Source organism: Acetobacterium sp. KB-1 (assembly GCF_003260995.1).
In the GTDB taxonomy this organism is placed as follows: domain Bacteria; phylum Bacillota; class Clostridia; order Eubacteriales; family Eubacteriaceae; genus Acetobacterium; species Acetobacterium carbinolicum.
In genome coordinates this window covers 2,954,511-2,966,272 of sequence record NZ_CP030040.1, presented here as the reverse complement: position 1 = coordinate 2,966,272, position 11,762 = coordinate 2,954,511, and the positions used below count along the sequence as shown (strand labels likewise).

Here is an 11,762-nt window from a genome sequence, read left to right as displayed (position 1 = left end):
GCTATTCAGCTACTAAATCTAGAATATCTGCTTTAGATTTTGCTCCCACGGATTTTTTCACCACCACACCGCCTTTGATAACTGCCAAGGTGGGGATGCTCATGACCTTAAATTCAGCGGCCAGTTCCTGTTGTTCATCGACATTTATTTTTCCGACCTTTAAAGTGAACACCTCATCAGCAATTTCATCAATAATGGGAGTCACCATTTTACAGGGACCACACCAGGGTGCCCAAAAGTCGAGTAATACCGGTTTATCTGAATTAATTACCTCTTGCTGAAAATTGTCTTTTGTAATTGTTACTGCACTCATATCTTTATCTCCTTAATCGTTAATGTATTTACCTTTATTATAACCATTTTCAACTACTTATCCGTAACTTAATCACAAACTCACGCGTATTCTTTAACTATTTTAGCTCTGCACGGGCCTGATTAATGTCCCCGATGTTTCTTCTTTTTCTTTTCCTGCCGTAGTTCAAATTGTTGTTTTCGTTCTGCTTCTGTTTTCTGCCGATTAAACGCTTTCCGGGCCATCTTTTTGTTTTCCTGTTCTTCTTTTAAAGCCTGCTGAGCCTTGGTACCAATGCTTTTTGTTGCCATTTGCCGATTAATATTCCGCCTCATCCGTTTGGGATTGATCCGTTTTTCCAGCGTTTTTTCATCCGTAATCGGCTGGCTAAATTGAAGCTGGTCGTAATTTTTAAGCAGAAAATCATAGATTTCCCCATCTTTGGGTTCTGAGCCGAAGGTTACCTTGGCAACTTTTAGCCTATCACCATCTGTGCTTTCAAAGACGCCAACCCAAAAGGGGGCGTCAAAAAAAACCGTCAATTTAACTGTTACTTTGTCCATATCGAGTTCCTCCTAGAATGTGTGACAAAGAACGGACAACCTTAGGAGGCAGGTTACTGACGGTATCAACCGCGTCTGGACTACCAACCAGAACTGTGTTTTTATCTTATGATGTTATTATAACACGATGGCCGGAATGGGGCTGTCGGGAAATGGCCTCAGCTAAAAAGGGAGTTTGATGGACAACATCAGACTCCCTTTTGATTTTTTGGCAAAGAAAAAAGACGGTTAAAAAAACCATCTTCCCTCCGTTACATATACAGAATATAATGTAACTACACATGAATACTTATTATACAGAATTTTTCGAAAAAGGACAACAAAAAATAAATTTCAATCTGTATCAGATCGGTTTGCCATCCGACGATCCCGTCTTTACCCTGAAAAAAGTTATGGAGGACTTGAACTATGCCAGCCTGCTGGAAAAATATTCACATCAGGGAAGAAAAGGATACAATCCGATTATGCTGTTCGCAGTGCTGGTTTATGCCAACATGCGGGGTGTTAAGGCAATTGACCGGATCGTAGAATTATGTCGACGCGATATTGCCTTCATCTGGCTGACGGGTGGTCTTAAACCAGGACGGGATGTATTTTATGAGTTCATAAAATACCGTCTGACTGGTGAGATCCTTTCCGGGCTGCATTGTCAGTTCATGCGTCGACTGCAGAAAGAAGGATTGGTGTCCCTGAAAGCCCTTTTTATTGACGGCACAAAGATTGAAGCGAATGCCAACCGTTATACCTTTGTCTGGCGGGGAAGCATCAACTATCATCTGGCCAATCTTCTGGATCAGATCAAAACACTGTATGCGTCCTATAATGCATTGCTCAAATCCGGCGGATATGGCGACAAATATGGTTTTTGCAAAGAAGAGATGCTGGTGATCGAAGGCATTGAGCGGGTAAAAACTGTCATTGAAAAAAACCGTAACCGTAAACTTCACGGGGAAAAGAAAGTTCCGAACAAGGCCATCATCACCATTGAAAACTGCTCACCCCTTGAACTGCTGAAGCTACAGACAAATCTGACCACGATCGCAAAAGGTGAAGACATTTTGTTTACCGTTTTGAAGGGACAACGGAAATCCGAGCTTCAGAAACTTTACGAAGCCATTGAAAGCTGCGGCGAACGCCTGATGAAATACAAAAACCATTTTGAAATCATGGGCGCTGATCGCAACAGCTATTCAAAAACAGATTTCGAGGCAACCTTCATGCGAATGAAAGACGACCATATGCGAAACGGACAGCTCAAACCGGCTTATAATGTCCAGATCGCCGTGGAGAATTACTTTATTATCCACAGCTATATAAGCAATGATCGTACTGATTATGATACCATGATTCCGGTTCTTGACAGACACCGGAAGGCTTTCGGATGCTATCCGGAAGAAGTGACGGCAGACAGTGGCTACAGCAGCGAAAAAAATCTTGATTTTCTGAAAGAAAATCATATCAGCAGTTACATCAAGCTGCAGGCTCATGAAAAAATGAAAACAAAAGCCTGGAATAACGATATCGGGAAGCATTACAATATGTCCGTGATAATGCATGGTGGTCTCCGCTGTTACCGCTGTCACGATGGACGGCTCTTGTCCCATATCCGGACAGAAACCGGAATAACAAAAGGGTATGAACGAAAATTTGAGGTCTACGCCTGTGACGACTGCAGCGGATGCCATTTTAAAGCGGAGTGCTTCTATCGCTACGACCCGATAAAGGATACGGATAAAAATAAAGTGATGAAGGTTAATCAGAAATGGGAGGACCTCAAGGCCCAATCGGATGAAAATATTCGTTCTGAAAAAGGCATCATTAATCGACAGATCCGTTCCATTCAGACCGAAGGTCATTTTGGTGATATCAAGGAAAATAATAACTTCAGGCGCTTCAACTACCGCTCCCGTGAAAAAGTTGAAAAGGAATTTCAGCTGTACGTTTTTGGACGTAATCTTAATAAATATCATCGTTTTATCCATCGGGAGATTGAGAAATTCGTTGGTAAAAAGAAACAGAACGCCGCCTAGAAAAAAGTTTAACTCAAAAAGTCAGACTTTCTTTTTGTGCTGCCTCAAAATAAAAACAATTCTGCAAAAAACAATAACCCGCATGATTCCGGATAAGCCTATCCCATTTTATCATGCGGGTTTCGTTAAATTTTTTAATCAGGGGCTAAAATCGTCATTTCCCGACAGCCCCATTCCGGCCATTTTTGACAATCATTTACTTTGGCAATTTTCCATAAGCACCATAATCTTTAACCATCTGGTCATAAACCTTGGCACCTAATAATTCCATTGACACTTCATCCATAATATCACCAGGCTCGACATCCTTGAACTGATCTGGATAGAGCACCTTTCCAATTGAATAAGCATCAGCAATGGCGACTTCAACATTTGTTCCATATAAAATATAAGGTAGAATCATCTCAACATCATTGTTTTTAAAAGCGCTGAGACTTTGATAATATTCCGGATTTGTCGACATATCCGCTTTCACTTTTTCAATCCCGTCAAAATCGATGAATATCTTGTTGGGATTCCATTGCAGCAATTGTTCTTTATCAATCATCATACTACCGGTTTTTCCCGTCTGATCCACAACGTTTATTGCACCAACAGCCACAAAAGGCGGATACAAAGCTCGGGTACTTTCAATTCCCTGGGCGCCTTTAGATCCCAATGCCCCAACATAGGAGGTTACCTTTGCACCATCATCGATCCCTTCTGTTCGCTTTTTTAAATCAGCTTCATAACCTTTTACAAAATCAACCACTTCCGTTGCTCTTTCGTCGGTCCCCATAACCTGGCCAATAACTGCCAACGACTGATAAAGAGTATCATCAAACAATCCCGAAGAACCACTGCTCAAAGCAATTACCGGAATACCCGTTTTGTTTTGAAGTTCATCTGCTGCCGCAGTATCGGTGGCCAGGGTTGTAAAGATAACATCCGGCTCAACCTTAAGAATCTGTTCCGGATCGAGAGTACTATTCGGACCACCAGCCCCAATTGTGGTCAGGCTGGTAAAACTGGGGTTGGCAATAACATAAGGTTTGCCCACTGACGACTTTTGATCAATGCCTTCAATTCCGACAATTTTTTTTACATCACCAACATAGGTATATAAACGTAAGGCCCCAACTCCGGTTGCCACAATTTTTTCCGCTGGTCCTGCTAATTCGACAGTCCGACCCAAGGTATCGGTAACCGTGATCATTTCATCTGCCGTTGTCCCCCCTTCGGTAGAACAGCCCGCCATCATTAAAATCAACACCGCCGACAACACCAGAGCTAATATTCGTTTTCTTTTCATCGCTTCTCCTCGCTTCTTTTATATTGGAACCACAACCGAACGATTGTTGACTTGCTCAACCGTTACGTCTACCCCATATACTTCTTTTATATTTGCTTCGGTAATAACCTCCTTCCCACCGGCAGCATGGATAACACCGTCTTTTAGTAAAATATACTGATCGGCAAAGCGTAATGCCAGATTCAGATCATGAATAGTTACCACCGCCGTGATATTTTTAAGGTAGGCAATTTCTTTGATCAATTGAAGCACCTCCAATTGATTTTTTAGATCCAAGCTGCTCGTTGGCTCATCCAGCATTAGCACATCAGTTTCCTGGGCTAATGCCCGACCAATTAACACCTTCTGATATTCGCCGCCGCTTAACTCATCGACATTTTTTAATGCAAATTTTTCCAAATTTAACATCTTGATGGTCTCATTGACAATATTTAAATCATTCTTCCCCACATCCCATTTGATATAAGGTTTTCTACCAATCAGAATCGAATCAAAAACTGTCGTGGTTGTACTTTGATTACTCTGAGAAACATAAGCCACTCTCTGGGCCAGCTCACTCTGCTTAAACGCTTTAATATTTTCCTGATCAATTAAGACACTCCCGCCCTGGGGCTTCAAGATTTTGTTAATACACTTAAGCAAAGTCGATTTCCCGGCGCCATTTGTTCCCAGTATCGCCAAACATTCCCCGCGCTTCATGGAAAAAGAGATCCCTTTTAAGACGTTTTGGCAAGGATAATCAAAAGCCAATCCTTCAACTTGTAAATTCAACGACGTTTACCTCCTTTAAGTAAGAGATACAAAAACAGGGGTGCCCCTAAAAATGATGTCACTGCTCCCACTGGCAATATAATGGGGGAAATAATCGTTCGGGCAAAGGTATCCGAGACCAGCAACAAAAGCGCCCCCATTAAGGCAGAAATGGGAATCAGAAAGCGATGATCCCCGCCGATTATCCGCCTGACCATCTGTGGTGCCACCAAACCGATAAACCCAATCACACCAAGAAATGATACCGTCACTGCGGTAATCATCGATGATACCAGCATCCCGCCAAATCGGGTTTGCTCGACATTGACCCCCAAACTCTTAGCGGCATCGGCACCATTGTCCAGTGCATTATAATCCCAACGCTTCATCATAAAGTAGATCATCGCAAGACCCACCACCGCAGCCAAAATATAAACCTCTGTCCAGCCAGCCCGACCCAGGTCCCCAAAGGTCCAGAAGATAGCGGCAGCAATCTGCACTGATTCAGCAAAATACTGAATCAAGGTGGTGCCTGCTCCAAAAAGAGAGCTCAGTGCCACCCCTGCCAGAACAATAGACTCCGGCGAAAAACTGCGCATTCGGGACAGCAGCAAAATTATCATGGTCGCTCCCATGGAAAAAGCAAAGGCAAAAATCGTTACCAGATAAGGATTGTTGACAATAATCGGCTGCGCTGCCGAGCTTTGCACCGTCCCAGCCCCCAATACAATAATAGCGATATTGGCACCAAAGGCAGCTGCACTGGAAATCCCCAAGGTAGAAGGCGATGCTAACGGATTTCTTAAATTATTTTGCATCACACATCCGGCCACTGCCAAACCTGCACCGGCAATAACCGCGGCCAAAACTCGGGGCAGACGAATCCGCCATACTACTACACTAGAGATTTCGGTACCAATGCTCATCAGGGTTTTGACAATGTCGGTGGGATCCAATTCCATGGCCCCACTATTCATGGCAAAAATGGCTACCACCAGCAACAAAGCGCAAAGAATGAGAATCAACACGGTTTTTTTGCCCGTGAATTTCTGGTATAATTCCAGGCTGTCGCCCTCCACCTCAATCACGGCACTTGGTTTTTTTAGCATCTTTATCTCCCGTCTATTTGAGCAGACAGAACAGACCACAGCAATTGACCGTTTTTGGAATAGTTTATATCTTCAATCTGTCCGTCTTTGCTTTTATTCTTAAGATAATCCCGAATCGTCTGTTTTGTCTCTTCATCGGTAGCCCTTAACATATGGGCATAATAATTGGTTGCTTTTTCCAGCTCCCAAATCTTTGTCTGTTGATTCTCACTATGTCGAAACTCCGGAAAAAAGCCCATATCCCATAATATATTAAAGGCGTAATATAAGGTATTCCGGTAGTCAGCGGTGCGGTTTTCTTTATTCAGTGCCACTCGTAGTTCATTTCCAATTTTATCTTCTTTGATCAGGTGTCCGCTCATAAAACAATAGCCTTTGGAGGCCTGATTCATTTTTTTTAATTCCTCGGGGCCGCTAATAGCTGGGCTCATAGAAGCAAAAACGAGATCAAAATAGCCTTCCCATCCTTCTGCGGCCAGATCCGCCTTTTCCCAGGGCATAACCTTAAACGTAAAAAAATCAGCCTTTACACTGGCAGCATTTTCCTTTGTAAAATCAATCATATTAGGGGAAATATCAATCCCCACTACTTCACAGCCCATTTTTAAGAATTCTTTGGAATAGCGCCCAGCACCACATCCGATATCCAGTACTCTCGCTCCCGGGAAAATAGCATCCTTGCTTTTTAAAAGCGACAGCACCGGATCATCAGCCATTTCCCTCTTTCCCATCTCATTAAACTCCGAAGCCCGATCATCCCAAAACTGCTGGGTTTCATTTAGATCCGTCTTTTTCTTGTTGTCAACCCATTTTTCCTCAAAAGTCATCGCTTCTCCTCTTTTCTTTTTTCATTATTTTAAACGCTTTTAATTTCTTTAATCGCTTACCCTGGGCAAACAAAAAAAGAGCTTCTTTTATTAATAAAAGAAACCCTTCCCATCTCAAGGTATTCTAAATCATGCGGCCAATCATCCCCTGGCATATTTTTTAAATCAAGGCAGGTCTCCTGACTAACAGTTCATCCTATTCTCACCTTCCCAGGCTTTAGCCCAGTGGTTTTTTAAGAATTCGTCCCTGTTCACAGTGGTGGGTCCGTGCTTTCTAAGCTTCCCTATTCTCCGATCTTCATGATCGGCACCTTGAATGATAAGTTATTAAATTAAACTCATTTGATAAAATCAACGCCCAAAATTTTTTAGGCTAACGTTTTCAATAAGTTGTCTGTGTTTTTATGTTACAAACCACTAACACGTTTTTGACATAATACCATTATAATTTTTTTATGTCAACCACAAAACTCTATATTCTGATCTGTTTATAAGAATTTTATCTGTGAAAAATCAATACAGCCATCGTCACTGACCATTTTTGAATCGGCGTGGACATACTCAATTTTTCCGACAAACATTTCGTGAGAACCGGTGACAATTGAGTCTACAATGCTACATTCAATATTAACTGGGCAATCGGCAAGAATCGGAGCATTGACAAATTTAGCTTCTTCTAAATTGACCTTCATCACCGCCAGCTTATCTTCATCGCGTTTGCTGTGGCTACCCAAATATTTAAAGGTTTCTTCATAGGCTTGATCAACCAGATTCACCACAAAACAGCCGGACTCTTTAATCAGATGATACGAATACCGTGAGGGTACAATCCCGACCATGACCATCGGCGGATCATAACTGCAGTTTCCGCAATAGCCCACCGCCAGGGCATTGTTTTCGCCATTTAATCCCCGACAAGATACCAACACCTTAGCCACTGGATTTAAACACGACTTCATATTTCCTTTTACTTTGTTCATCATTTTCTCCTTGTTCTTTTTTATTTTTAAATAATAACCCGGCTACCGGTTGCCAGATAATTAACCTGTTCTCCCAGCATCATTTTTAGGATTTGATAAGGCTCTTTCCCAGTACAATGGCAGGTGTAATAAATTATCGCAGTTTTTTTGAGTTCGTTACCAATTTCCTCAATCAATTCTTTTGCCTCCGGTTTTTTTCGGGTGCGATTATAAAGATGAAATCCCCCAATGACAACAGTCGGCTGCATATCATAGTTTGATGCCATATGATCAAGAATATTAACGACTCCCTTATGAGCACAACCTGCCACCAGCACGACCTGATTTCTTTCCCGGATGATCAGGTTCTGTTCATGACAAAAATCATCTGCCATCCGTAGCCCATCTTTTTCCATCAGCAGGTCAGCGTTGGCCGTAGAGCAACAGCGTTCTCCCTGAACATTTGAAAAAATGCACAAAGCATCATCGATGACGAAATCCGCTGCCAAAAAGATAAAGCGCGGATTAGAAAACAGTTCCTGATCCAGACCGATATAGGCCTCCCCGTCTGCTCTTTTAGAATAATGATTTTCAAAGGCTTGACCATTGATATAGATTGCGGCCTTATCATTGATCTTAAGAAATGTTTCTAAACCACCACCATGATCATAATGACCATGACTAATGACCAGGGTATCCACTTCGCAAAGGTCAACCCCCAGTTTTTTGGCATTTTCTGCAAACAGACCGCTGGCACCCACATCAAATAGCAATTTATGGGTTTCGGTTTCAATGTATAAACTCAATCCATGTTCATTTTTGAATTCTTCAGACACCGATGTGTTTTCAGCTAATGTTACAATTTTCATGCCTTCACCGGTTTCCATTCTTGCTCAATTGGAAACATCCCTTCCGTATTAATTTCCTTCGATTTCTTTACGTTGCTGATCAGTTGCTTGACCTGGTTCATCAAGATTCTCAGGTTCATGCGTCGATTTGCTTTTCGAACTTCTGCGACAACCGCAGCCACAACCTTTTCCACGGCGTTTGGCGTTAATTCCCGAGCAACGTCCCAATCCTTTTCCACTTTTTGATCCCTGACCATCCGGTCCGGTCCGATCTCTACCTGGCATTTTAAGGACTCCTTTATATCTTATTGGTATATGTTACTTATAATATTTATTATAAATCTTATAAGTAACATATGTCAATAATTATTTTGAATCATTTTAATGTTGATCGGTTAATCAAATAAACACAGCATCTGAAATAAAAATTCCCGGCGCTGTGTTTATTCTAGTTTATTTCATTTTTTCGGTCCACATTTTTACGTTTCCCAATGATCAGTAACCCCTGTGGCACTAAAGCTTCACTAAAATTTTCCCCCGACGGGAGACTGCATTTGTCTTAAAAACCCCCGCTTCAGCCCGTTCACTAACAAAAGCCGCTACCTTTTCTATCAATCCGGTGGTATCCTTACCCAAAAAGCTCAATCGCGACATCAGCTCTTCCACAGCATCCTCAACCGAGGATTCTTCCGGATGCACATCCTGTTGCACTTCAAAAGCCAGACTGTACCCCTGGGCATAAAGCCAGTTCAGATTATAAATAATATCGCTGCGCCATATTGGTATTTCTTCGCCATAAAGTTCTTTCCAGAGTTCACTGAAGGCTTCGCTGTCCCGTCGTCCCGCCCAACCGCTATAATAAACATACTTTTTTGCACAGCTCATCGCTTTTTTAAACAGCTCGGCATTATGAACCCCAGGGCACATGGAAATAAATACCATGTCAAAATTCTCCTGCCAGCCCATCTTTTTTACATCCACTTCTTCCCAGGGCATTTGAACAACTTCCAACCCTGTGATTGCTTCTGTTTCAATGCGTTCTCGGATGGTTGACGACATCCCCAGGGTTGGTTCCAGCGCGGTTACCCGAGCCTTCTTTTCTGCAAACGCACAGGAAAAAGCCCCCGGCCCGGCACCAATATCCAGAATCGTCATGCCTTCAAGGGATAGCCCCTGATTTTCAAACCAGTTGATCACATCGCCGGTTCTTTTTTTACCCCGCCCGCCTTTCACATTGTTTTTAAACTTTTCAGCCCGTTTTTCCCACAGCTCAACACTATGAGCAAGCCCATCACTGCCCGGTTTTTTGCCATACAGCTTAGCCTTGTCCCAAACCGCTTCCCAATAAGTTGCTTCTCTTAGTTTTAAAATTTCTTCCATTATTTCTGCCTTTCTATTCTTATCATTTTGTTCATATTAAAAACTTTTATATCAGGTCGCTGAATGATTCTTTGAGCAGTTGTTTAGTATAAACATGCTCCGGATTCCGAAAAACATCACCGGATACTCCATGTTCCACAATTTGGCCCTGATACATCACATAGACCTTATCAGCCACCTTTCTGGCCAGATGAAGATCATGGGTGATATAGAGCATCGCAAAACCATGACGATTCTGCAGACCTTTAAGTTCCCGCAGTAAACTGGCCTGGGTGGATGGATCCAGCATTGAAGTCACCTCATCGGCAATCAGCAGCTTTGGTTTTGTTATTAAGGCTCTGGCAATGGCCAAACGCTGCCGTTGTCCGCCACTCAGTGCCTGACAGTTCCGCTCTAAAAATTCATCTGAAACGGGCAATTGAACGGCCTCAAGTGCTTTTTTTACCGCCTCGTCCCGTTCTTCCCTTAATCCCCATTTCATAATATCCAGCGGTTCTTTAACTACATCCAGGACCTTCAGCCGATAACTGGTAGCTGAGAAGGGGTCCTGAAAAACAATTTGCATCCCACCCATCATCGCTGTTGCCCAATGGCCTTCCAGCTTCTTCTTCTGAAAATAAGCTTCGCCACTATCGGCCTTCCAGATCCCCGCCAGAACCTGTGCCAATGTGGATTTACCTGATCCGGATTCTCCCACCAATGCGACGATTTCGCCGCTTTTAATTTCCATATTCACATTGTCAACCGCCAGAACTTCGCTGTTTTTCAGCCGATGGGTTTTACGAATCTGACTGGCCGTGAGAAAGATCTCAATCCCGCCTTTGTGACAGGCCACCATATGCTCCAAAGCCACATACTCCAATTTCGGCTTATCCTTCTGACAGGACTCTTCATGCTGGCAACAGCGGGGGTAAAAAGCACAGCCCGTTGTTCCCACTCCCGATCCGGCTTCACCTTCAATTCCCCATAAATCTTTATATTTATAGAGATTGGGGGATGAATTCAAAAGCCCCCGGGTATAACAATGCAAGGGATTTTTAATCATCTCGCTGGTCAAGCCTTTTTCAATGATGCGGCCACAATACATCGCTAAAACACGAGTAGTCAGCTTTTTAATCACGCCCAGATCATGAGAAATAATGATCATCGTAAAACCCTGTTCCTTCTGCAATTTTTGCAATAATCTCAGTATTTCATTCTTGCTGACCACGTCCAGCGCCGTTGTTGGTTCATCAACGATTAACAGCTCCGGATCACACGATAAGGCCATGGCCAGCAACACCCGTTGACGCATCCCTCCGGATAACTGATGAGGATAGGCCTGTCGCCATTTCGGATCCAAACCTACTTTTTCAAGCAATTCTCTCACCCGCTGATCAATCTCTGTCCTGCTTTTCTGACAATGGGTTTTAATCGGTTCGCCGACCTGCTCCCCGATGGTTAGTACCGGATTTAATATCTCCAGTGAGTTCTGAAAAACCAGGGCCATCTCTTTCCAGCGATACTGTCGCAAATTATTTTCTGACATCCCATCTAGTTGCTCGCCTTTATAAATGACTTCACCGCAAACCTCAGCCTGACTCAGTAAACCCATTATCCCTAGTGCCATAGAGCTTTTTCCACAGCCCGATTCCCCGATAATTCCCAGCGTTTCATTTTTATTCAGTCGGATATTCAAGTCGTCAACGGCTCTTACCGATGGTTCCATTCCAT

At 43.0% G+C, this 11,762-nt stretch carries 12 protein-coding genes and 1 riboswitch; of the genes, 1 reads left to right on the top strand and 11 read right to left on the bottom strand.

The window, feature by feature from the left end:
• Position 1: 1 nt before the first annotated feature.
• Positions 2-313 carry a thioredoxin gene (gene trxA / locus DOZ58_RS13735; RefSeq protein WP_111888804.1) on the bottom strand — a complete coding sequence of 104 codons (312 nt, stop codon included), beginning with the start codon at positions 311-313 and terminating at the stop codon, positions 2-4.
• Between the two features lie 122 nt (positions 314-435).
• Complete coding sequence (locus DOZ58_RS13730) at positions 436-855, bottom strand: YjdF family protein (RefSeq protein WP_111888803.1); 420 nt, start codon at positions 853-855, stop codon at positions 436-438.
• 281 nt (positions 856-1,136) lie between these two features.
• Between DOZ58_RS13730 and DOZ58_RS13725 the strand changes: the two genes are divergently transcribed.
• The gene (locus DOZ58_RS13725; RefSeq protein ID WP_111887160.1) at positions 1,137-2,885 is read left to right on the top strand and encodes an IS1182 family transposase; all 1,749 of its coding nucleotides are present in this window, start codon (positions 1,137-1,139) and stop codon (positions 2,883-2,885) included.
• A gap of 196 nt (positions 2,886-3,081) precedes the next feature.
• Here the strand turns inward: DOZ58_RS13725 and DOZ58_RS13720 are convergent, their stop codons facing one another.
• The 9 genes from DOZ58_RS13720 to DOZ58_RS13680 form a co-directional block, all read right to left on the bottom strand.
• Positions 3,082-4,176: an iron ABC transporter substrate-binding protein gene (locus tag DOZ58_RS13720; RefSeq protein WP_111888802.1), complete on the bottom strand. Its 1,095-nt coding sequence runs from the start codon at positions 4,174-4,176 to the stop codon at positions 3,082-3,084.
• A gap of 18 nt (positions 4,177-4,194) precedes the next feature.
• Positions 4,195-4,947: an ABC transporter ATP-binding protein gene (locus DOZ58_RS13715; protein ID WP_111888801.1), complete on the bottom strand. Its 753-nt coding sequence runs from the start codon at positions 4,945-4,947 to the stop codon at positions 4,195-4,197.
• Positions 4,944-6,035 (bottom strand): iron ABC transporter permease, encoded by a 1,092-nt coding sequence (locus DOZ58_RS13710; protein WP_204355411.1) that lies wholly within the window; start codon positions 6,033-6,035, stop codon positions 4,944-4,946. Before DOZ58_RS13710 ends, DOZ58_RS13715 begins: the two co-directional genes overlap by 4 nt.
• A 2-nt stretch (positions 6,036-6,037) precedes the next feature.
• Positions 6,038-6,862: a bifunctional 2-polyprenyl-6-hydroxyphenol methylase/3-demethylubiquinol 3-O-methyltransferase UbiG gene (locus DOZ58_RS13705; RefSeq protein ID WP_111888800.1), complete on the bottom strand. Its 825-nt coding sequence runs from the start codon at positions 6,860-6,862 to the stop codon at positions 6,038-6,040.
• Positions 6,863-7,013: 151 nt separating this feature from the next.
• A riboswitch (cobalamin riboswitch) is annotated at positions 7,014-7,192 on the bottom strand.
• A gap of 158 nt (positions 7,193-7,350) precedes the next feature.
• Positions 7,351-7,845, bottom strand: coding sequence for a flavin reductase family protein (locus DOZ58_RS13700; protein WP_371414174.1), 495 nt, complete (start codon positions 7,843-7,845; stop codon positions 7,351-7,353).
• Between the two features lie 23 nt (positions 7,846-7,868).
• Positions 7,869-8,690 carry an MBL fold metallo-hydrolase gene (locus DOZ58_RS13695; protein WP_111889780.1) on the bottom strand — a complete coding sequence of 274 codons (822 nt, stop codon included), beginning with the start codon at positions 8,688-8,690 and terminating at the stop codon, positions 7,869-7,871.
• A gap of 48 nt (positions 8,691-8,738) precedes the next feature.
• Positions 8,739-8,954, bottom strand: coding sequence for a DUF5320 domain-containing protein (locus tag DOZ58_RS13690; RefSeq protein WP_162624524.1), 216 nt, complete (start codon positions 8,952-8,954; stop codon positions 8,739-8,741).
• A 228-nt stretch (positions 8,955-9,182) separates the two neighbouring features.
• A complete protein-coding gene (locus DOZ58_RS13685) occupies positions 9,183-10,049 on the bottom strand; it encodes a methyltransferase domain-containing protein (RefSeq protein ID WP_111888797.1) in 867 nt (288 codons plus the stop codon).
• A 46-nt stretch (positions 10,050-10,095) separates the two neighbouring features.
• Positions 10,096-11,757: an ABC transporter ATP-binding protein gene (locus DOZ58_RS13680; RefSeq protein WP_111889779.1), complete on the bottom strand. Its 1,662-nt coding sequence runs from the start codon at positions 11,755-11,757 to the stop codon at positions 10,096-10,098.
• Positions 11,758-11,762 lie beyond the last annotated feature (5 nt).